This is a genomic window from Sulfitobacter sp. 1A13421 (assembly GCF_043557285.1).
GTDB classification, from domain to species: Bacteria; Pseudomonadota; Alphaproteobacteria; order Rhodobacterales; family Rhodobacteraceae; genus Sulfitobacter; species Sulfitobacter faviae.
This window is the reverse complement of sequence record NZ_JBIFFQ010000004.1, coordinates 1-20,636: the sequence shown is the minus strand read 5'-3', so window position 1 is coordinate 20,636 and position 20,636 is coordinate 1. Positions and strand designations below refer to the sequence as shown.

The 20,636-nt window shown below is 63.3% G+C and carries 17 protein-coding genes; 4 read left to right on the top strand and 13 right to left on the bottom strand.

Annotated features, from left to right (window positions below; translation table 11 throughout):
• Window positions 1-80: 80 nt before the first annotated feature.
• Both ACGYLI_RS09050 and ACGYLI_RS09045 read right to left on the bottom strand, forming a co-directional pair.
• Window positions 81-1,691 (bottom strand): ABC transporter substrate-binding protein, encoded by a 1,611-nt coding sequence (locus ACGYLI_RS09050; RefSeq protein WP_394402441.1) that lies wholly within the window; start codon window positions 1,689-1,691, stop codon window positions 81-83.
• 33 nt (window positions 1,692-1,724) lie between these two features.
• Window positions 1,725-3,281 (bottom strand): M81 family metallopeptidase, encoded by a 1,557-nt coding sequence (locus ACGYLI_RS09045; RefSeq protein ID WP_394418943.1) that lies wholly within the window; start codon window positions 3,279-3,281, stop codon window positions 1,725-1,727.
• Between the two features lie 148 nt (window positions 3,282-3,429).
• Here ACGYLI_RS09045 and ACGYLI_RS09040 point away from each other — a divergent pair, with 148 nt between their 5' ends.
• On the top strand, window positions 3,430-4,236 hold the full coding sequence (locus tag ACGYLI_RS09040) for an IclR family transcriptional regulator (RefSeq protein ID WP_394418942.1): 807 nt from the start codon (window positions 3,430-3,432) through the stop codon (window positions 4,234-4,236).
• Window positions 4,237-4,382: 146 nt separating this feature from the next.
• Window positions 4,383-5,801 carry an amidase gene (locus ACGYLI_RS09035; protein ID WP_394418941.1) on the top strand — a complete coding sequence of 473 codons (1,419 nt, stop codon included), beginning with the start codon at window positions 4,383-4,385 and terminating at the stop codon, window positions 5,799-5,801.
• 97 nt (window positions 5,802-5,898) lie between these two features.
• On the opposite strand, the gene ACGYLI_RS09030 is transcribed toward ACGYLI_RS09035, so the two are convergent.
• The 9 genes from ACGYLI_RS09030 to ACGYLI_RS08990 all read right to left on the bottom strand — a co-directional run bounded on the left by ACGYLI_RS09030 (window position 5,899) and on the right by ACGYLI_RS08990 (window position 15,521).
• The gene (locus ACGYLI_RS09030; RefSeq protein ID WP_394418939.1) at window positions 5,899-7,377 is read right to left on the bottom strand and encodes a chlorohydrolase family protein; all 1,479 of its coding nucleotides are present in this window, start codon (window positions 7,375-7,377) and stop codon (window positions 5,899-5,901) included.
• Window positions 7,362-8,567, bottom strand: coding sequence for an amidohydrolase family protein (locus ACGYLI_RS09025; protein ID WP_394418937.1), 1,206 nt, complete (start codon window positions 8,565-8,567; stop codon window positions 7,362-7,364). Before ACGYLI_RS09025 ends, ACGYLI_RS09030 begins: the two co-directional genes overlap by 16 nt.
• Before the next feature lie 12 nt (window positions 8,568-8,579).
• Window positions 8,580-9,320, bottom strand: a complete 741-nt coding sequence (locus ACGYLI_RS09020; RefSeq protein ID WP_394418935.1) for an aspartate/glutamate racemase family protein — start codon at window positions 9,318-9,320, stop codon at window positions 8,580-8,582.
• Entirely contained in the window at window positions 9,320-9,952 is a 633-nt protein-coding gene (locus tag ACGYLI_RS09015) for a flavin reductase family protein (protein ID WP_168613626.1), read from the bottom strand. The genes ACGYLI_RS09020 and ACGYLI_RS09015 overlap by 1 nt, the downstream gene beginning before the upstream one ends.
• A gap of 5 nt (window positions 9,953-9,957) precedes the next feature.
• The gene (locus tag ACGYLI_RS09010) at window positions 9,958-10,995 is read right to left on the bottom strand and encodes an ABC transporter ATP-binding protein (RefSeq protein WP_394418933.1); all 1,038 of its coding nucleotides are present in this window, start codon (window positions 10,993-10,995) and stop codon (window positions 9,958-9,960) included.
• Window positions 10,992-11,957, bottom strand: a complete 966-nt coding sequence (locus ACGYLI_RS09005) for an ABC transporter ATP-binding protein (protein WP_394418931.1) — start codon at window positions 11,955-11,957, stop codon at window positions 10,992-10,994. The genes ACGYLI_RS09010 and ACGYLI_RS09005 overlap by 4 nt, the downstream gene beginning before the upstream one ends.
• A 9-nt stretch (window positions 11,958-11,966) precedes the next feature.
• Window positions 11,967-12,890: an ABC transporter permease gene (locus ACGYLI_RS09000; RefSeq protein WP_394418929.1), complete on the bottom strand. Its 924-nt coding sequence runs from the start codon at window positions 12,888-12,890 to the stop codon at window positions 11,967-11,969.
• A 12-nt stretch (window positions 12,891-12,902) separates the two neighbouring features.
• Window positions 12,903-13,889, bottom strand: coding sequence for an ABC transporter permease (locus ACGYLI_RS08995; RefSeq protein ID WP_394418927.1), 987 nt, complete (start codon window positions 13,887-13,889; stop codon window positions 12,903-12,905).
• 66 nt (window positions 13,890-13,955) lie between these two features.
• Window positions 13,956-15,521, bottom strand: coding sequence for an ABC transporter substrate-binding protein (locus ACGYLI_RS08990; protein WP_394418925.1), 1,566 nt, complete (start codon window positions 15,519-15,521; stop codon window positions 13,956-13,958).
• A gap of 201 nt (window positions 15,522-15,722) precedes the next feature.
• Here ACGYLI_RS08990 and ACGYLI_RS08985 point away from each other — a divergent pair, with 201 nt between their 5' ends.
• Together ACGYLI_RS08985 and ACGYLI_RS08980 are read left to right on the top strand one after the other, a co-directional pair.
• A complete protein-coding gene (locus ACGYLI_RS08985) occupies window positions 15,723-16,418 on the top strand; it encodes a GntR family transcriptional regulator (protein ID WP_394418923.1) in 696 nt (231 codons plus the stop codon).
• Window positions 16,418-17,800 carry an amidohydrolase family protein gene (locus ACGYLI_RS08980; protein WP_394418921.1) on the top strand — a complete coding sequence of 461 codons (1,383 nt, stop codon included), beginning with the start codon at window positions 16,418-16,420 and terminating at the stop codon, window positions 17,798-17,800. The genes ACGYLI_RS08985 and ACGYLI_RS08980 overlap by 1 nt, the downstream gene beginning before the upstream one ends.
• A 58-nt stretch (window positions 17,801-17,858) precedes the next feature.
• Here ACGYLI_RS08980 and ACGYLI_RS08975 read toward each other — a convergent pair whose 3' ends face one another.
• Together ACGYLI_RS08975 and ACGYLI_RS08970 are read right to left on the bottom strand one after the other, a co-directional pair.
• On the bottom strand, window positions 17,859-19,313 hold the full coding sequence (locus ACGYLI_RS08975) for a sodium:alanine symporter family protein (RefSeq protein ID WP_271688992.1): 1,455 nt from the start codon (window positions 19,311-19,313) through the stop codon (window positions 17,859-17,861).
• A 442-nt stretch (window positions 19,314-19,755) separates the two neighbouring features.
• On the bottom strand, window positions 19,756-20,565 hold the full coding sequence (locus ACGYLI_RS08970; protein ID WP_394418919.1) for a hypothetical protein: 810 nt from the start codon (window positions 20,563-20,565) through the stop codon (window positions 19,756-19,758).
• Between the last annotated feature and the right edge of the window lie 71 nt (window positions 20,566-20,636).

The following is a 20,636-nucleotide window of genomic DNA, read 5'->3' as shown; positions in this document are numbered from 1 at the left end:
CAGGCCCGGAAGCGGGGGCGCTGCCTGCGGGCAGAGATGACGGTGGAGAGCGCGGCGGCCGCGCCCTCCGAAAGGCTGGATTACTCCGCCTCTTTGGTCATGTTCCAAAACACCGGCACGGGCGATGGCAGCATGTTCTGGATCGTGTTCCGACGCGCCTGCGGGATCAGATATTCACCCATCATGATGTAGTTGACGTTATCCATGACGTGTTTCTGGATCTCGACGGCCACTTCCTTTTGCGCCTCGGGCCCTTCGGCCTTCATGAACTTCGCGCGCAGCTCTTCGACCTTGGGGTCATCGGGCCAGCCGAACCACGCCTCGTCGCCACGGCCACTGACCATCACGTTGGTCAGCGGGTCCGAAATCTCGGGCACCATCCAGTTGGTGAAGAACATGTTCCAGCCACCCTCAGAGACCGGGCTTTGCTGGGCGCGGCGCTGCACTACCGATTGCCAGTCCATCGACTGCATGTCGACTTCGAAACCCGCCTCGCGCAGGGCTTGGGCGGCCACCACCGGCTGGTTGATCAAGCTGATCACATCCGTCGGCGCCATCAGCACGATGGGCGTGCCGTCATAGCCTGCTTCTTCGAGCAGAGCCTTCGCCTTTTCCGGGTCCGCGCCGCCGGTCACGATCTCCGCATCCGCTTCGTCACCCAAGGGTGTCGAACAACCAAAGATCGCGCCGCAGACGTTGTAATAGGCCGGGTCGCCCTGCATCGTTTGCAGCATGGATTCTTGATCCAGCGCCGCCATCGCCGCCTGACGCACCAGCTTGTTGTCAAAGGGCGGGTGCAGGTGGTTGGGCCGACCGATGGTGACATAGCCAAGGTCATCGCGGGTCTCGACCGTGACCTCGGGGCTGGCGTCGAGGATCGGCAGCAGGTCGATCTGCACCTGTTCGAGATAGTCAATCTCCCCCGCCGAGAGCGCGTTGATCGCAGTGAGCGCGTCGGGCATCGTGGTCCAGACCACACGGTCGACATTGACCACCTTACCGCCCGCCATCCAGGAGGCTTCCTCGTCACGCGGGACGTAGTCGTCGAACTTCTCATAGGTGACGTTCACGCCAGGCTCGTATTCATCTTGGTTAAAGACGAAGGGGCCGGAGCCGATATATTCCGTGATCGTCTCATCCGCCGAGGTTTCGGCCACACGCTTGGGCATGATGAAAGGCGGCACGGCAGATTGTTTGGAGATCACCGACAAGAGCGGGCCGAAAGGCTCGGTCAGGGTCCAGACGACAGTCTTCTCGTCGCTGGCTTCAAGGCTCTCGGTCACGTCAAAGATCAACTGCCCGCCGCCGTCACGCTTGCCCCAGCGTTTGAGCGAGGCCACGACATCTTCGCCAGTCACCGGCGCGCCGTCATGGAACATCAGCCCATCACGCAGGGTGAAAGTATAGACGAGCCCGTCATCCGAGACTTCCCAGCTGGCCATCTGGGGCTGCGGCTCAAAATTTTCGTCTACGGCGGTCAGCACGTCATAGACCATATAACCGTGGTTGCGGGTGATATGCGCGGTAGTGATGACCGGATCGAGAACCCGCAGGCCCGAGTGCATGACCGCCGTGATGGTCGTTTCGCCATCCTGCGCCGCCAGAGAGCCGGGTGCCAAAAGCGCCGTGGTCGCGGCAAAGGCGGCGGCAAGTCCGCGCGACTGTTTCAGTGCCGATCGTAGAGGTATCATGTGGTTTTCCCTTGTTGAGTGATCTTTTGGTTTTTATTGGGCCAAGGCGGTCTTGCCGCCCTGGTCGGGTGGTGCGTTTTGGGCACCATTGGCCCCGAAACGGGGGCCATTCGGGGACAGCCGAAGCCCTGCGCGCAGGCGCGTGAAGGGCAAATCGGCCGGATTGAGGGGCATCGGCCCCGGCGCACAGGCGACAAGGATGTCGCGCGCGATGGGGGCAAAGTCTGCGCGGAAATGGGTGGAGCTTTTGACCACCAAGAGATCCATCTCTTCGGGTTGGATACCGACAAAGCGAAACATCTCGCGGTCGGCCATCTGGGCGATGCGGCTGGTCACGACGACATGGACCCCGCCGATGCGCAGGCAGGCCGAGGGGCCGAGGTTCAGCGCCGTGCCGCCATAATAGGGGCCGGTCGCGCGCAGCGTTCCGTCGCAAAGATGCTGGACCGTCGCCACCGTTTCAAACGGCGCGTCATCCGTGATGTCGGCGTGGCCGCCAAGGCGCAGGTTAACCTCGGCACCGACCCCGGCCTGATGCGCCGCTTCGGCGGCGGCGGGGTCGACGATCAACCCGATGGCCGCGTTCTGGGCCTCGGCCTTGACGAGCGCGCGCAACATGCCCGTGGTGGCCGAAACGCCGCCCGCGCCGGGGTTGTCTTGAGTGTCGGCGATGACCACAGGCCCGCGCCCCGGCCCGGCGGCGCGGGATAGCGCCTCTGCCACCGCGCTGTCGGGGTCATAGGCCTCATTTTCCAAAAAGGCGGGCGCTGCCGCCTCATAGGCTGCGGCAAGCCTGTCGGCGGCGGCGTCTGCTGCAGTCTGCGTCTCGCCATAGGCGACGGCCACGGGGCCGCAATCGGGAATATCCGCCGCCGGGAAACCCATGAACAGGCTGGCCGAGAGCGCCCCCGCGGCTTCACAGGCGGCGACCCCTTCATAAAGCTCACGCCCCGGCGACATTTCGGTCGATTGAAACGGGATCGGCACCAGATATGACATCTGGCGAAAGGCTTTGGCCGGGCGCTGGCCGGTCGTCATGATCCGGTCGAGCTGGCGGGCCGCGGCAGCGCCGGTATCGGCCATGTCCACATGCGGATAGGTGCGAAAACCGACGAGCACATCGACATTCGCAACGAAATCTTCAGAGATATTGCCGTGTAGATCAAGCGCCGTGGCGATGGGCCCATCCGGCCCCACGACCGCACGCAGACGGCGAACCAACTCCCCTTCCCCGTCGTCGAGATGCTCCGCCACCATGGCGCCGTGCAGATCCAGAAAGACCCCGTCGAGCGGCCCGGCCTGCCGAATGCCTTCGATAATCTCGCCCGCAATCGTCTCATAGGCGTCGCGGCTGACATGGGCCGAGGGGATCGCCCCCGCCCAGAGGATCGGCACGATGTCCCAACCCTGCGCTTGGCCCACCCTCAGCGCGCCCGCCATGCCAAGGTTAACCTCTTCGAAGGCGGGCAACATCGCCGCGCCGCGCACCATGGGGACATAGCCGCCGCCCAGTTGGAAAGCCTGCATATCCGCCGGATTGGGGGCGAATGTGTTTGTCTCGTGCAGAAAGCCCGCAACAGCCACGCGCATTCCAGAACCACTTTCCAAACCTGTCTCCTTCGCCTTCTCGGCCCCGTCATCCGTGGGACCACGCCCATTGTGTATCGCATTGCAATACAGCTATAGTGCACAGCAAGCGTAAGCGGCGCTTTAACGATTCGTCAACTACAGGCCATTTATGAGTAGATTTTTCCGTGAAGACGCCCCGCAGGCGGCGCAGAATCAGGCAGAGGGCGACCGTTTGTTCGTCCGGGCGGCAGATCGCGCAATGCAGGTGCTGGGCGCCTTTCACAACGCGACCGGGCCGATGACCCTTTCCGACATCGCCAAGACCGCAGGCATCGACCGATCCGCGGCACAACGACTGGTCCATACGCTCACCAAACTCGGCTATATCCGGCGCAGCGGGGATGACCGGGGCTACCTGCCGGGGATCCGCCTGCTCGATCACACGCTTGATTTGCTGCGGCTCGACCCCGTGGTGCAGAAAGCCACGCCCGTCCTGCTGGAACTGCGCAAATCCCTGCGCGAACGAGTCGATCTCAGCCTCTATGACGAGACGCGCCTGATCTATGCCCTGCGCATGCAAAGCAAACGCGAGACCTTTTTCGCCACCCTCGTGGGCCATAGCGTGCCGACCTTCTGCACCGCGGGCGGGCGTGCCGCGCTGGCACAGCTTCCCGATGACGCGGCGCGCGAAATTCTCACCCGCGCGCCCTTGCACCCCTTCACCGCCAGCACCAAGACCGATCCCGAAGCGATCATGGCCGAGCTTAGCATCGCCCGCGAAAACCGCTTTGCCGTGGTCTGCGACGAATATGCCTTGGGCGAAGTCGCGGTGGGCGTCGCCATCACCGACCGGAACGGCGCGCCTCTCAGCGCGATACATCTCGCAGGCTCCCTTTCGGAATACACGCCGGAGGAATTTGTCGCCAAGGCTGCCCCCCTCGCCATAGAGGCCGCCAGCGCCATCATGGCCGGGTGAGCGCCCAAAGCCTCGAATATAGCCGCCCCCGCCTTCGGCAGAGGGTTGCGCCGCGAATTTACTTGCGTTGCTAAATTCTTTCTCCGAAGTTCGCGACATCAGGGCGCGGACGCGGCTTTGAAAACGACTGAACGAAAGGAACCGGAATGACCGACAGTAAACCGCTTTGGCAATGGGACGCGCAGGAAATCGCAAGCGCGACCCGCGCAGGAAAACTCTCGGCGGTTGAAGCGACCGAGGCGGCGATCGCCCGCATGGAAGAGGTCAATCCGGCTTTGAACGCGGTGGTCGAGACCCTCGCCGATGAGGCCCGCGCCGAGGCCGCCGCCCTAGACAAAAGCGACGCGTCCAAAGGGCCGCTGCATGGTGTTCCGGTCACGATCAAGATCAACGTCGACCAAAAGGGCCATGCCACAAGCAACGGCGTGCCCGCCTTCAAAGACATCATCGCGCCCGAGGATGCGCCGGTGGTGCGCAACCTCAAACAGGCGGGTGCCATCGTGATCGGGCGCACCAACACGCCGGAGTTTTCCTTTCGCGCCGATACCGACAACCCGCTCTACGGGCGCACCCATAACCCTTGGGGGCAGCATCTTTCGGCGGGCGGCTCGTCCGGCGGGGCGGGGGCGGCTGTCATGGCCGGGATCGGCGCGCTGGCCCATGGCAACGACATCGGCGGCTCCTTACGTTTCCCGGCCTCGGCCAATGGCGCGGTGACGGTCAAGCCGGGGTTGGGCCGCGTGCCCGCCTACAACCCCAGCCAAAAGGCCGAGCGCGGTCTCTTGGCGCAATCCATGTCGGTGCAGGGGCTGATCGTGCGCAAGGCGGCGGACCTCCATCTGTCGATGCCAAGCCTGATCGCCGCAGATGCGCGCGACCCTTTCCATGTGCCTCTGCCCTGGCGCGGCGAAGCGATCGAAGGCCCGATCCGCGTGGCCTTCACCCGCGATGATTTCGGCTTTGGCCTGCACCCGGATGTTGCCACCGCGCTCGACAAAGCCGCCTCTGCCCTGTCCAACGCAGGCTACGCCGTCGAAGAGGTGGAACCGCCCCTTGCCTATGAAGCTGGCAAAAACGGCTATCGCGCCCTGATGGGCGAAGTCGAAGCGCTGATGGGCGAGGACATCCGAACCCATGGTTCCGACGATCTGAAGGCGATTTTTGAGGATTACTACGCCGAATACCCGCCCTTCAAAGGCACCGAACAGCTTGCTATGCTGGCCAAACGCACCCATTACGCGCGCGAATGGTCGCTGTTTCTTGAGGACTATCCCCTCGTGCTGACCCCCTTCATGTTCGCCCCCTTCTTCACCGCCGGGCGCGACACCGAAGGCCCCGAAGGCGTGCGCGAAGTCTTGGGCAAGGGGCTTTGGTCCTTCGTCATAAACTTCACCGGCCTGCCCGCGGGCAACATCCCCACGCATATCGCGGAACTGCCCCAAGGGCCGCAGCCCATCGGCGTGCAAATCGCAGGCCGCCGCTGGCGCGAGGACCTGATCGTTGACGCGATGACGGCAATCGAAGGTGAGATTGCCCCGGTTTGCACGCGACTGTGGGGGGCGTGAGCTAGCCTCAAAGTGTGACTCCGATGGCCCGCATCTACTGTGAGGCGGGCCATTTTCTAAAGATAACTCAGGCGGACGCGGGCGTCGTCCACAGCGGCTACGCGTCTTTGACCCCGTAGCTGCCCGCGAAAATCTCCTCCACCGGGGGATGAAACAGCGTCCTGTCAGGATATTGCGCGACCATCCGGTCGAACTGCGCCTGCGCTTTGGCGTGATAGGCCATGTCGTCGACGCCGGGGATGACACCATCGCGCATGACGAACAGCCCCGCGATCATCACATCCGATACGTCGCGGCCTGAGCCGCTAAGCAGGATCGTCTGAATGGGGTCGATGCGCTGCCCGATGTCAGGGCTGTCCAGCCGGATGACGTTCAGGTCGGCGGCGGCCCCCGGGGCCAGCCGGCCCAGATCCGGACGGTTCAGGGCCGCTGCGCCGCCGAGGGTGGCGGCATCATAGAAGTCGGCGGCGCGGACGGCGGTCGGATCACCCTCCGCGATGCGGGCGGTCATCACACCCAGGGCCATGTTCTGGATCATGTCGGCGGGATGCGTGTCGGTGCCCATACCGATGGGGACGCCGAGGTCGCGGAACCGTGCGAAGGACTGCATGATCTTGCCGCTACGGGCCATCACCAGCGGGCAATGGGCAAGGGCGGCACCGGAGGCCGTCAGGATTTCGAGATCAGGTGCGGCATGGGTGATGCCGTTGAGGCCCGACAGGAACAGCCCATGTGGCAGGATCGTAGATGGGGCGAAAAACTCGGTATCGCGCAGCAGTTCCAACGGGCTTTTGCCATGCTGTTGTAGCACCAGATCATATTCCAGCCGCGACTGGCAGCAATGCAGGCGGATCGGCACGCTCAGATCGCGGGCAGCGGCACCGCTGCGACGGAGAAGCTCGGGGGTGCAAGTCTCGATCCGGTCGGGGGCCAGCATAGTGCGGATCAGCCCGCCGTGGCTATTCTCGTGCCGCGCGACAAAGGCTTCGGCCTCGGCCAGCCCCGCAAAGCCGCGCGGTTCATCATAGTGAAAACCGATTTGCCGATCTTCATTCACCTCCAGATTGCCGCTGCGATAGGCGGGGCCAAGGTAGACCCGCAGCCCGAGGTCCGCCGCCGCCTCTGCCGCGGCGTCGAACTCCTCTGCCGTCTCGCCCCAAGCGCGGTAAAAGAGCGAGGCAATGGGCAGCGCCGTGGTGATGCCGTTGCGGATCAGCCGGGTGAAGGCATAGCGTTTCTGAAAGGCCAGTTCCTCGGGCGTGTACATTTCGCGCGGGCCAGCGGCCATGTAGCTCTCGGGCCAGACGCGGCCCTTCAACTCCGGCGGATGGTTGTTATAGCCAAGCACAGTGGTGTCGAGATCGGCCAGCGCATCAAGATCGATGAAGCCCGGCCCGATCAGCGCCTCGCCAAAGTCGATGGTCTCGGCCACATCGCCTGCGAAATCATGGCCGACGTGCAGCACCTTTTCGCCTTCCACGACCACGGTGCCATTGCGGTAGAGGCAGTGTTGCCCGTCCTCATGCCCCACGACCCAAGCGGCGGTCAGGGCGCTGCGTTTCAAGCGCTCTGCCATGTCGCCTCCGTCTCGCCGTTGCGGGCCACGATCTGGCCGCCCGATAGGACCAAGCGGCGCGGCGGGCGTTGGGTGATGGCCCCCGAGACGGCCTCCACATCGACCAACACCAGATCGGCGCGGCAGCCTTCGGCAAGGCCGTAGCCCTCAAGCCCCATGACCCGCGCCCCTTCGGTAGTGCAGGTGTCGAGCGCCCAGCCGACCTCCACATCCGCGCGAAAATTGTTGCGCAGGCCGACGAGCATGGCGCGTTCCAACATGCAGGCGTTGCCGTAAGGGGTCCAAGTGTCGCGGATGCCGTCGTTGCCCGCGCAGATCGCGATGCCACGCTCGCGGCAGGCGGCGACTGAGGGCACCGGGCGCGCAGCGGGGGCAGTGGTGGCCAGCGAGACCTCCAGCGCCGCGATCCGGTCGAGCAGCCCCGCCACCCGCGCCTGATCCCCCATGCCGAGGCAGAAGGCGTGGCTGACCGTCACCCTGCCCTGCATCGCCAGCGCCTCGGTCCGGTCGAGGATCATTTCAAGGCTAAACGCCCCCATCTCCCCCGGCTCGTGCAGGTGGATGTCGATCGGCTTGCCGTGTTTCTCCGCCAGCCCGAAGACCGCGTCGAGCTGCCCCTTGGGGTCACGGTCAATGCCGCAGGGGTCGAGCCCGCCGACGATATCGGCGCCCTCGCGCAGGGCTTCGTCCATCAATTCCAGCGTGCCGGGGCGGATCATCAAGCCCGATTGCGGAAAGGCGACGGTCTCGATCTGCATGACATCCGCATAGCGCGCCCGGGTGGCGGCCACGCCCCGGTGCAGGCTCAACCCATGCTCGGTGTCGATATCGACATGGCTGCGGATCGCCGTGGTGCCCTTGGACAGCGCCAGCGCCACCTGCCGTGCCGATTGCCGCTCTGCGTCCATGTCCAACTCGTGACGCAGCTTGCGCTCGGTGTCGATCATCTGTTGCAGGCTTTTGCCCTGCTGATGCGGGTGCCAGGGCATGCCCCAGAGCGTCTTGTCGAGATGTGCGTGCGCATCGACGAGGCCCGGCAGCGCCAGCGAGCCGCCACAATCCTCAACGGTGACCTCCCCCATCGGCGTGATCTCAGGCGCGATCTGCGCGATGCGCCCGCCCGCGATCAGCACATCGGCGGCATCCGCCCCCATGAGGCGGAGGTTCTTGAGCAGCAAAGGCTTGGTCATGTCTTGTCCTGTCTATCGTGTCAGAGGGGCGAGGCGCGCTTGCGGTGCGGGGGATTGCTTGGCGCGTGGCAGGGCATAGGCGCCGGTCTTGGCCGTCACCAGCCCAGTCGCGGCAAGGCCAGCGGCCATGCGGATGGCAAAGCCCACACCGTCGATCACCGGCACGCCCGCGTCGCGGCCCAGTTGTTCCAAATGCGCGCTCATGCCTGCGCAGCCCAGCACCACGGCCTCGGCCCGGTCTTCCTCGACCGTCTGGCGGATCTTGCGGGCGATCAGCGGCAGGGTCTGCACCGGCGCATATTCGAGGTCGAGCACCGGGATGTCGGCGGCATGTACGGCGCAGAGCGCGCGGCCACAGCCGTAACGGTCGCCAAGGTCTTCGATGATCGGCACGGCGCGGGGCAAGGTGGTCACGACCGAGAAGCGTTTGGCGATCCGCCCGGCTGCAATGAGCGCGGCTTCGCACAGACCAATCACCGGCCCCTTGGCCACGGCCCGGGCAGCATCAAGACCGGGATCATCGAAACAGGCGATCACATGGGCCGCAGCCCCCGCCGCTTCGGCCTCAAGAATGGCGTCGAGCATGGCGGGCACGGCGCGGGCCTCATCGGCATAGCCTTCGATGCTGGGCGGTGTCGCCCGCGCGGTGGCGGCAACAACCTCAACTCCCGGCCCGGCCTGGGCGCGGGCGGTGCGGGCGATGGCCTCGGTCATGCCCGCGGTCGAGTTTGGATTGATCAGGTGAATTTTCATCAATTGGCTTTCTGTGTCACGCCAACCGGCGGCGTCTCGGGAACCTTGAGCTCGAACTGCCGGTCGGAGGTGATGTAATTGTCGGCATGCAGCCGCGCGATGGGCTGATAATTTTCGGGCCGGACATAGCGGCCCGCCTCGTCAAGGCAGTTGTCGCGCACATGCATCTGCACGACACGGCCCAGAATGATCTCGCGCCGGGCATAGCGGATGGTCTCTTCGACCACGCACTCCATGGCGCAGGGGCTTTCCGCGATCCAGCCGCCGTCGATCTGGCTGGCGGGGGTCATGGTCAGCCCGGCGGTCGCGATCTCATCCACGTCGGGCGCGTAGCTGATCCCGCAGGTGATCATCGCCTCGGCCAAGGCCATGTCGACCATATTGACGCAAAAGCTCTGACGCCGGTCGATGTTGGTGACCGTGTCCTTGATACTGCCGTCGGGACGGCACTGGATGCCGAGGATCACGATCGGCGGCTCCTGCGAGAAGACGTTGAAAAAGCTCATCGGCGCGGCATTGGGCACACCATCGGCGCTCAACGTGGTGACCAGCGCGATGGGGCGCGGCGCCACGAAGCTCGACAACAGCCGGTAGCGGTCGCGTTCTGGCAGGGTGGTGAAATCGAACTCCATCCCCCCTACTCCGCCGCCAACCGAAGCCAGGGCTTCAGCCGCCCCTCATCCGCCGCGTGACAAGCCGACTTCTGCCCACCCTCGCGCAGGTTGAGCCCGGGGGCCATGCTCCGACAGGTGTCATTCGCCATCGGGCAGCGCGGGTGAAAGGCGCAACCGGGCGGTGGCGAGATTGGATTCGGCACCTCTCCTGCCACGGGCGCGCGTTCGGCGCCGCCGACGGTCAGCTTCGGCACCGTTTCCATCAATAGACGCGTGTAGGGGTGCTGCGGGTTGCCAAAGATCTCTTCCTTCGGGCCGACCTCTACGATCTTGCCCAGATACATCACCGCCAGCACATCCGCCATGTACCAGACGACCGCGAGATCGTGGCTGATAAAGATGTAGCTCATGTTGAACTCGTCCTGCAGGTCCTTCATCAGGTTCAGGATCTGGCTTTGCACACTCACATCCAGCGCCGAGGTCGGCTCGTCGCAGATCAGCAGTTCGGGGCGTGTCGTAAGCGCGCGGGCGATGGACAGGCGCTGGCGTTGGCCGCCGGAGAACTCATGCGGGAATTTCTTGGCATCGGCGGGGTTCAGACCGACCTGGCTCAGCAGTTTCTCGACCTCCCGGGTGACCTCGGCCCGGGTCTTGCAGATGCCGAAGTTCTTGAGCGGCTCGCCGATGATGTCGCGCACCCGCCAGCGCGGGTTGAGCGAGGCATAGGGGTCTTGAAAGATCATCTGCATTCGGCGGCGCAGGGCGGCGGGTTTGCCGGGAGGCATATGGGTGATGTCGTCCCCCTCAAAGCGGATCGTGCCGCCGCTCGGGCTGTGCAACCCCATCAGAAGCCGCGCCACGGTGGATTTGCCGCAGCCCGACTCGCCCACCACGGCAAAGGTCTTGCCGCGCGGCACCTCAAAGCTGATGTCGTTCACCGCCGTCAGGATACGGCGCGGGCGGCGTTCCAGCAGCCGGTTGAGGAAGGGTTCGGACACGTCGAAGCGTTTCGAGATGTTCTGCACGCTGAGGATGTCGTCGGGGGTGATCTGGGGGGTCATGACGTCTCTCCGTAAAGGTGGCAGGCGACTTGGCCGGTGCCGGCGTCCTGCGGCGCGGGGCGGATGCTGTGGCAATGGTCCATCGCCCGGGGGCAGCGCGGCGCAAAGGCGCAGCCGGGCGCGGGGTTGCGCAACCCGGGCATGGCGCCTTCGATCTGCGTGAGCCGCCGGTCGCGGATGCCGATCTGCGGGATCGAGGCCATGAGGCCGCGGGTATAGGGGTGCAGCGGCTCTTCGATGACCTGTTTCACATCGCCGATCTCGCCCAGCCGCCCGGCATACATCACCGCAACGCGGTCCGCCGTCTCGGCGATCACGCCCATGTCGTGGGTCACCAGCACCACCGCCGTGCCGTTCTCGCGGCAGAGCCGCTTCAGCAGGGAAAGGATCTGCGCCTGCACGCTGACGTCGAGCGCCGTGGTCGGCTCATCCGCGATGATGAGCTTGGGCTCGGCACAAAGCGCCAGCGCGATCACCACCCGCTGCCGCATTCCGCCCGAGAACTGGTGCGGATATTGGTCGAGCCGCGCCTCGGGGGCCGGGATGCCGACTTCGGCCAGCCAGTCGATGGCCCGCTGGCGGGCGGTCTTCTGGTCGAGGCCGAGATGCACGCGCATCGTGTCGATAAGTTGCTCGCCCACGGTATAGACCGGGTTGAGGCTGGTCAGCGGGTCTTGAAAGATCGCGCCGATCTCCTTACCGCGAATGCGGCGCATCTTGTCGGCGGGCAAGTTGTCGATCCGCGCGCCGCGCAGCCGCACCTCGCCCGAGCGGATCAGGCCGGGCGGTTCGATCAGCCCGGTGATCGCCGCCCCCGTGATCGACTTGCCAGCGCCGGATTCACCCACCAGCCCGAGGATTTCGCCTTCGTCGAGGTCGAGGCTCAGCCCCTTGACGGCCTCCAGCGGGCCGCGCCGGGTGGGGAATTCGACAACGATGTTGTCCAGTTCGAGAAGTGACATGGGATTACCTCAGCGCAGTTTGGGGTTGAGCGCATCGCGCAGCCAGTCGCCCAGCAAGTTGACCGCCAGCACAAGGATCGCCAGCGCCGCGGCGGGAAAGACGACGACCCACCAGATGCCCGAGAACAGAAACTCATTGCCGATCTGGATCAGCGTGCCGAGTGAGGGCTGGGTGGGCGGCATGCCGACACCCAGAAAGCTCAACGTCGCCTCGGTCAGCACCGCCATGCCGAGGTTGATCGTCGCGATGACCAGCACGGGCCCCAGCACATTGGGCAGGATATGTTTGATCATGATTGCCAGCTTGCCGGTGCCGAGGGTGCGCGCCGCCTCAATATATTCCTTGCGACGTTCCACCATGGTCGAGCCGCGCACGGTGCGGGCATATTGCACCCAGTTGGTCAGCCCGATCGACAGGATCAGCACAATGAGCGCCGACTCGGCCTGCGCCGAACTGGGCAGCGCACCGCGCAAAATGCCGTTGATCAAAAGCGCCACGAGGATCGGCGGAAAGCTTAGCAGCACATCGGCGATCCGCATCAGCACCGCATCGACGATCCCGCCAAGAAAGCCGCCCAAAAGGCCAAGCGCCACGCCCATCACGGCGGCAAGGATCACGCTGGCGAAACCGACCAGCAGGGAAATCCGCATCCCGTACATGATCGACGAAAGCACGTCGCGGGCCTGCGTGTCGGTGCCAAGCAGGTAGGCGACGCTGCCACCCTCGGCCCAGGCGGGGGGCAACTCGCTGTCGAAGAGGTCCAGCTCGGCGATGTTGAACGGGTCCTGCGGCGCAAGGCTCGGGGCGAAGATCGCCGTGAGGAACATCGCCAGCAGCACCAGCGCCGAGATCACCGCCACGCGCGACTTGCGGAAGCTATAGGTGATATCGCTGTCCCAGAAGGCGTAGAGAATGGGCATGAAGTTTGACATGGGGGAACCTCCTCAGACGCCGCGCGCGGGCGTTCTTTCGGCCCGCAGGCGCGGGTCGGCGACGTTGTACAAAAGGTCGACCAGCGTGTTGATGACGACGAAGATGAAGGACACCAGCACCAGATAGGCGGCCATCACGGGGACATCGGTGAAGTTCACCGCCTGAATGAACAAGAAGCCCATCCCCGGCCACTGAAAGACCGTCTCGGTGATGATGGCAAAGGCGATGAGCCCGCCCAGTTGCAGACCAAAGATCGTCATTACCGGGATAAGCGTGTTCTTCAGCGCGTATTTGAAATGCAGCAACCGGTTCGGGATGCCGCGGGCCTTGGCGAACTTGATGTAATCCGCGCGCAGCACCTCCAGCATCTCGGCCCGCACCAGCCGCATGATCAGCGTCATCTGGAACAGCGCCAGCATGATCGCGGGCAGGATCAGCGCCTTGAGGCCGGATACCGTCAGGAATCCCGTGGTCCACCAGCCGAGATCGACCACCTTGCCGCGTCCGAAGCTTGGCAGCCATCCCAGCGAGACCGAGAAGACAAGGATCAGCAGAATGCCGGTGACGAAGGTGGGCACCGAGATCCCTAGGAGCGAGATCACCTGCAACCCTTGGCTCAGCCAGCCGCGCGGGTTGAGGGCGGTGTAGATGCCCAAGGGCACCCCAAGTGCCAGCGCCAGACCCGCGGCGACCAGCACCAGCTCGGCAGTGGCGGGAAAGCGTTCGGCCAGAAGGTCCGAGACGGGGCGGTTGTTGCGATAGGACTGACCAAAGTCGCCCTGCGCCGCATCTGCGATGAAACGCCCGTATTGCACCAGAACGGGGTCGTTGAGCCCCAGTTTCTCGCGCATTTCGGCGCGGTCTTGCACGGTGGCGTCTTCGGGCAGAAGGTTGGAAATCGGGTCACCCAGAAAGCGGAACATCAGAAAGGCGATCGAGGCGACGACGAGCATCACCAGCGCGGCCTGTATGATGCGGCGGATAAGAAAGGCGAACATGCTGGCCTCCGGCTGGCAAGGTTATCGGTGGGCGGGCGTGGGGAGGGGCGCCCGCCCGGGGGCAGGTTACTCGATCCGGGCGAGCCAGAGGCGCGGTTTGTCATCCGCGGTCTGGGGGATCTTCACCGCATCACGCGCGGCCCACGACAGGGGCTGGGCGTGCAGCGGCAACCATGCCACTTCTTGATCTGCGATGCGGAAGGCTTCGACCATCATCTCCATCCGCTTTTCGGCATCCAGCTCGGTCGCCACGGCCTTGGTCAGACGGTCGACCTCGGCGTTGGAATAGCCGCCGGGGTTCCATGTGCCCATCTGCCCCTCGGGCGTGTGCAGCATCGCCGAGAGCACCGAGAAGCCGTCGAGCATCGGCAGCGTGGCCCAGCCCAGCATGAACATATCGGTCTCATTGGCGCGGGCGCGCTCGAAGTGAATCGCCTTGGTCTCTGCCGTGAGGTCCGCTTTGACGCCGACGCGGGCAAACATCGCGGCCAGCGCCTGACAGATCGCGGCGTCGTTGACATAGCGGTCATTGGGGCAGTTCATGTTCAGGCTGAAGCCTTCTGGGTAGCCGGCATCGGCCAGCATCTGCTTGGCCTTTTCGGGATCATAGGCGGGGATTTCATCGAGCCCTTCGTCAAAGCCCGACACCTGCGGGGCCACCAAACCGCCAAGATTGCGGGATTTGCCGCGCATGATCTTGTCGCGCAGCAGGTCATAGCTGATGGCATGAACCAGCGCCTGACGGACCTCGACCTTTTGCAGCGGGTTGTCGTCTTGATTGGGATTGTTCGACGTGTCGGACATATTGAAGCCCATCATGATCGCGCGCAGGCCCGGGGCCTCCAACACATGCATGCCCTCGGTCGCCTCGATGCGCTTGGCGTCCTGCAGGGGCGAGGGCACGATCATGTCCAGCTCGCCCGAAAGCATCGCCGCCACGCGGGTCGCATCGGAGTTGATCGGGTTCAGCTCGATCCGGGTCAGGTTGTGCTGCGGCTCGTCCCACCAATCTTCGTTCACGGTCAGCACGGTCTGCGCGTCCGGGGTACGGGATTCAAAGCGGAAGGGGCCGGTGCCGTTGGCGTTGGAGGTGGTGTAGCCCTCCTCGCCCTTCTGCGCGTCGATCGGGTCAAGCGCATCATGTTCTTCGAGCCAGCCGCTGTCGAAGATCAGCACATTGGTCAGGAAGTTGTTCAAAAGCGGGTTCGGGCCGTCGAGCATCAGATCGACAGTCATCTCATCGACCATCTTGGCATCGATCAGACCGGCGATATTGCCGCGAATGGGGGAATCTTCATGTGCGGCCCGTTTGACCGAGGCCACCACGTCTTCGGCTGAGAAATCTTGCCCGTCGTGGAACTTGATCCCCTCGCGCAGTTTGTAGCGCACGGTGGTCTCGTCGATCTGCTCCCAACTGGTGGCGAGCGCCGGTTCGATCTTGAGATCGGCGTCGTAGCGGACCAGCGCCTCATAGACGTGGTTCAAGAAAGAGACGGTGAAACTGTCGGTCATCGAATGCGGGTCGAGACCGTAGAGGTCGCCGTTGGTGCCTAGGCGGAAGGTTTCGCCCTGCGCCATGCCAGCGCAGCTGAGTGCCAGAGCCGAGGTGAATAGAAATTTGCGCGGTGTCATTGTTATCTCCCTGTTCGTGCCGCCCTGCGAGCACAGCGGACCTGCATCACAGCGACTAAAGCTAGGCTGGCATGATTCCATTTTTCTGTCTACAATTATTGTTAACAATCTGTGCTGACATAAATTGCTTGCACTTTATCGGGCGTTTCGACGACTATTGAGGCAAATTTAGTAAATAAAGATTTGAGGGGGGGCCGATAGGTGACAGGAGCAAAGCTCACGGAGAAGCAGATCTATGAACGGATCTGGAGATCCATCGCCGAACGTCGCTTGCCGCCCGGCACGCGATTGAAAGAGGAACGGCTGTGCGAAATCTTTGGCGCCAGCCGTCCGCGCATTCGGCGGGCGTTGGACCAACTGACCCATGACGGGCTGGTCAGCCACATCCCGAACCGCGGCGCTTTTGTCACCACACCATCGGTCGACGAAGCCCGCGATGTCTTTTTCACCCGCCGCGTCGTGGAACGCGGCGTGATCGAAGCGCTGAAGAAACACGGCGCGCAAGAAAAACTGGCCGCCTTGGAAGCCCATATCGCCGAAGAACGCGAAGCGCTGGCGGCAGGGGACACGGCGCGTATCATCCGGCTCTCGGGCGCCTTTCATATGCTGCTGGCCGAACTCGCCGCCTCTCCCCTCTTGGCCGATATCCTGCGCGACCTCGTTTCAAAAAGCACCTTGGTCACGGCTGTGTTCAAACCGAAATGCGATACGCAATGCGGCCCGGACGAACATGCCGCCATCGTCGCGGCCCTCGCCGCAGGGGATTTCGACACCGCGATGACAGAGATGGAGGCCCATCTTCTGGAAGCGGAGCGCACTTTGAAACTCGAAGCCTCGCAAGACGGCGCTGCGGCGCAGGACGATGTCCTCGGGGCCGCGTTGAGCGAGGACTTGTAATGACCAGCCATGCGATCACCCACACGACCGCGATCACGATGGACGCGGAGCGACGTGTCATCGACAATGCCACCGTGCTGTTCGAAAACGACCGTATCACCGCCGTCGGCCCTGCAGGCGATGTGCCCCTCCCCGAAACCGCCGAGGTGATCGACGGGCGCGAAATGATCACCCTTCCGGGGCTGATCGACAGCCATGCCCACGCAGGCCACGGGCTGACGCGCAACCTCGGCGGCGGCGATGGCGATGCGTGGTTTCAGGCCTGCGAGACGATCTACACCCGCGGCTCCACCCCCGCGTTCTGGCAGGCCGAAGCCCGGCTTTCGGGGCTTGAGCGGCTAAAGGCGGGGATCACCACCTGCACGATGCTGCTTGGCGGCGGGGCGGATCATTACCGCACCGATACGGTAGAAGCGGGCAATCTCCATTGCGATGCCACGCGCGAGATTGGCATCCGAACGATGCTCGCCGCGGGCCTGAACCGCCGCCCCTTCCCCAAGCCCTACCGCAGTCTGGACCTTGCCCGGGAGGTCAGCCTGTCCTTCGAGGATCAGCTAGAGGTCTGCGCTGAACTCGCGCAAACCAACGGGGATTTCCTGAACGATGGCGCGGGGGTCTGCCTCATCATGCCGGTCTATTCGCCCGCGGACTTTGCGCAGGCCCCCGAGGACATCCGCGCGATGTGCCGCGCCGCGATGGACCTGCGCGAAAAATATGGGCTGCTGTTCACTCAGGATGGGCACCGGTCCGGCTCCATCGCGCTGGCCGAAGACCTCGGCATCCTCGGCCCATGGGCCTATCTGTCCCATTCGGTCGACCTCACCCCCGAGGATATGGCCGCGGCCAAACGCAGCGGCGCGTCGATCGTTCACAACCCCTCGGCCATCATGTCGGTTCTGGGCCGTTGCCCCGCGCCCGAACTGCGCGAAATGGGGGTGAACGTGGCCCTCGGCTCGGACGCCGCAGCGCCGGACCGGGGCTATGACATGTTCCGCCACATGGCCCAATGCCTGCACTACCACCGCCGCCACTTCCGCGACCCGGAGGTGATGATGCCGCGTGATGTGCTGGAAATGTGCACCATCGACGCCGCCAAGGCGATTGGGATGGAGGCCGACCTCGGCTCACTCGAACCGGGCAAGAAGGCGGATATCGTCATGCTCGACCGCCGCAAACCGCATCTCTACCCGCCGATGATGCCCTTCACCACGGTCGCGCAATTTGCCAATGCGGCGGATGTGCATACGGTCATCGTAAATGGGAAAGTCCGCTTGAGAGACCGCGAAACGGCACTGGACGAAGCCGGCATACTCGATGCCGCTGCGGGGGAACTGAATGCGGCCCTCGCCCGCTGCGACCTGTCGCATCTTCTCACAGAATAACGGAAATCACGCGCGAAAGGGGAAAGGCGAGGGGTCACCCCCTCGCCTTCCCTTGCGTTCAGTCGGGCTTGGCGCCTTCCGTTTCACGGGCAACATTGCTGTTCCAGATCGTATGGTCGACGCCATCGCCAAGCTCGGCATATTCGGCGATCCTGAACATCGGCTCCTTCCCCGCCTTGCGCTGCGCGAAATAATCCCGCGTGAGTTTGGCAACGGTCTTGGACAGGATCAGGATAGCGATCAGGTTGACCGTCGCCATCAGCGCCATGGAGGCATCGGCGAAGTTAAACACGGTCGTGACCGCCTGCAACGAGCCCCAGACCACCATCGCGATCACAAGCGCCTTCAACACGAGAAGCGGGATACGCTTGCCCATCCCAAGGAACTCCATCGCGTTCTCGGCATAGGAATAATTTCCGATGATCGAGGTAAAGGCGAAGAACAGGATGGCGATCCCGATGAAGATCGGGCCGAATGCGCCGATATGCTGCTCCAGAGCGATCTGGGTCAGCGCCATGCCGGTCGCCGCACCTTCGGAATGGTCGACCACGCCCGAGAGCAAGATCATCAGCGCTGTGGCCGTGCAGATCACCAGCGTATCTATAAAGACGCCAAGCCCCTGCACCAGCCCTTGACTGGACGGATGGTGCGGATCGGGCACCGCGACGGCGGCGATGTTCGGGGCCGAGCCCATGCCCGCCTCATTCGAGAACAGACCGCGCTTCACACCGTTGAGCAGGGCCACCATGAAGCCCCCCGTAAAGCCGCCTGCCGCCGCTTCGAAACCAAAGGCCGATTTGACGATCAAGGCCAGCATGGCGGGCACATCGGCGATGTTCAGAACCACGACGAGCAGCGCCACGACGATATAGAGCCCGGCCATGGCAGGAACGATCTTTTCCGCGACCCGCGCGATGGATTTGATCCCGCCGAAGATGACGATGCCCGCAAAACCGCCGACGACAAGGCCGGTGACGAGTTTGGGAATGGCAAAGGCTTCCTCCATCGCGACGGAGATCGAGTTTGCCTGCACCGCCGAGAAGATCAGGCCGAAGCTGATGATAAGGCAGACCGAAAAGACATAGCCCATGGCGTTCGACCCGATGCCCCGGGACATGTAGAAGGCCGGCCCGCCACGGTATTGCCCATCCGCGTTCCGAACCTTGTAAAGCTGCGCCAAGGTCGATTCCGCATAGGCCGTCGCCATGCCGACGAGCGCCACAACCCACATCCAGAACACAGCCCCCGGCCCGCCGAGATAGATCGCCACAGCCACCCCGGCGAGGTTGCCCGTACCGACCCGGCTGGCGAGAGAGATCGTCAGCGCTTGAAATGGCGAAATGCCCGCGGCGGAAGTGTCACGCGAGGATCTGACCACGCGAAAGAATTCGGCGAAATGCCGGAATTGCAAGAAACCAGTGCGCCAGGTGAAGTAAAGCCCGACAGCCAGCAGGCCATATACGAGGACGTAGCCCCATAAGACGGTGTTCAGGAAATCGACGATTGCGGTCATATTCTTGTCCCCCTCGTTTGCATGTTCAACAACTAACGCGTCGGCAGACAAGGGAAAGCTTTGAACCGAAATGAAAACGCCCGGCGGGCGTCAGTATCGATCGTCGCGGGGCTGCACGCCACCGCACGAAAATGGGGTGTTACCTGCTACGCGGTCAGATGAACAGTGGCGCAGGCCGAAGGGTGGGAGCATGGCCCGCGCAAGCAAGCGACCGCCTTCACACCCCCAGTCTTCACACCCTCTGTAAAACTATACCAAGTTTTTCCCGCCATGAGATTTTGGATATTTTTGTCCAATATTATCAAAATCTTATAAGAACCCAAAAATATCAAAACTTTAAGTTTTTCCCGTAACAAACCTAAGTTTTTCCCGCCTCTTTCGAATTCCTGAACAAAAAAAGGGTCCGCAATGCGGACCCTTGGCAAAAATCGTTAAAAGGAGATCAGATGGCGCGGCGCTTGACGGCCTCCGAAAGAGAGAGGACGATAACTGCCAACCCAATTTTGTCAGGCAGCCGAAACGCCGAAAGATCGCCTTCTACGATAGCTTTGATCAATTCAGCAGTCGTGCCGCCTCCACGCTGACAGGTATATGCAATAGAATGGAGATCCTCGACCTGAGATTGGTCCACTTTTGGCAATGCTTCGAACGGCGCCAGAAACGTATCGAGGTGACGCTTGGCGAAGACGACATTCCGGACCGCGCCGCGAGAATTGCGCGGAACCAGTGGCAACAGCAGGTCGGCGGCATAAAGAGCCTGCATCTGAGTAAGAGAAGCGCCGATGTAGTCGGGTACGTCTGACAGCGGGACAGCCGTTTCGAAGTCTGAAACCAGTGTAGCAATTTCGTCTGCTTCGAACCTAAGCAATCCACTTTCCGCATCAGTGGCCCCCGGCGGCACGCGGTTCAACTTCTGAAGGAGACGGGACATCCGGGTGCGGTTGATACCGACGGTTTCGGCGAGGCTTTGGACACTGTGATACCGCCGTTTCCTGACCTCAACGCCAAGAACCTTTGTACCGACGTCCACGGCATCATGCTCAATGATATGGTCCCTCAGGATATCGCGGATCGGACCCGGTTCGTACCCCTTGCTCCGACGGTCCAACCAATCGAACAGCAGGCCGTAGTGCGCCAGCGGACCCGCTTGGACGGCGCGTGCCGGAGAGTTGCCGCGGATTTCATCCAAAGCCTCGATAACCCCTTCTGGTCCACGGACGAAATGATCAAAGCCAGCTTGGATGGCTGTCAATCGGCAGGCAATCTTGACCCCCTATCGGCATCCAAAAATGACCCCCATCGGAGCGCTCGGTAGCTGGCCCG

Excerpts from the sequence above, each read along its gene's own strand:
- ACGYLI_RS09050 (WP_394402441.1), bottom strand. The coding sequence starts at position 1,691 with ATGATACCTCTACGATCGGCACTGAAACAGTCGCGCGGACTTGCCGCC.
- ACGYLI_RS09045 (WP_394418943.1), bottom strand. The coding sequence starts at position 3,281 with ATGCGCGTGGCTGTTGCGGGCTTTCTGCACGAGACAAACACATTCGCC.
- ACGYLI_RS09040 (WP_394418942.1), top strand. The coding sequence starts at position 3,430 with ATGAGTAGATTTTTCCGTGAAGACGCCCCGCAGGCGGCGCAGAATCAG.
- ACGYLI_RS09035 (WP_394418941.1), top strand. The coding sequence starts at position 4,383 with ATGACCGACAGTAAACCGCTTTGGCAATGGGACGCGCAGGAAATCGCA.
- ACGYLI_RS09030 (WP_394418939.1), bottom strand. The coding sequence starts at position 7,377 with ATGGCAGAGCGCTTGAAACGCAGCGCCCTGACCGCCGCTTGGGTCGTG.
- ACGYLI_RS09025 (WP_394418937.1), bottom strand. The coding sequence starts at position 8,567 with ATGACCAAGCCTTTGCTGCTCAAGAACCTCCGCCTCATGGGGGCGGAT.
- ACGYLI_RS09020 (WP_394418935.1), bottom strand. The coding sequence starts at position 9,320 with ATGAAAATTCACCTGATCAATCCAAACTCGACCGCGGGCATGACCGAG.
- ACGYLI_RS09015 (WP_168613626.1), bottom strand. The coding sequence starts at position 9,952 with ATGGAGTTCGATTTCACCACCCTGCCAGAACGCGACCGCTACCGGCTG.
- ACGYLI_RS09010 (WP_394418933.1), bottom strand. The coding sequence starts at position 10,995 with ATGACCCCCCAGATCACCCCCGACGACATCCTCAGCGTGCAGAACATC.
- ACGYLI_RS09005 (WP_394418931.1), bottom strand. The coding sequence starts at position 11,957 with ATGTCACTTCTCGAACTGGACAACATCGTTGTCGAATTCCCCACCCGG.
- ACGYLI_RS09000 (WP_394418929.1), bottom strand. The coding sequence starts at position 12,890 with ATGTCAAACTTCATGCCCATTCTCTACGCCTTCTGGGACAGCGATATC.
- ACGYLI_RS08995 (WP_394418927.1), bottom strand. The coding sequence starts at position 13,889 with ATGTTCGCCTTTCTTATCCGCCGCATCATACAGGCCGCGCTGGTGATG.
- ACGYLI_RS08990 (WP_394418925.1), bottom strand. The coding sequence starts at position 15,521 with ATGACACCGCGCAAATTTCTATTCACCTCGGCTCTGGCACTCAGCTGC.
- ACGYLI_RS08980 (WP_394418921.1), top strand. The coding sequence starts at position 16,418 with ATGACCAGCCATGCGATCACCCACACGACCGCGATCACGATGGACGCG.
- ACGYLI_RS08975 (WP_271688992.1), bottom strand. The coding sequence starts at position 19,313 with ATGACCGCAATCGTCGATTTCCTGAACACCGTCTTATGGGGCTACGTC.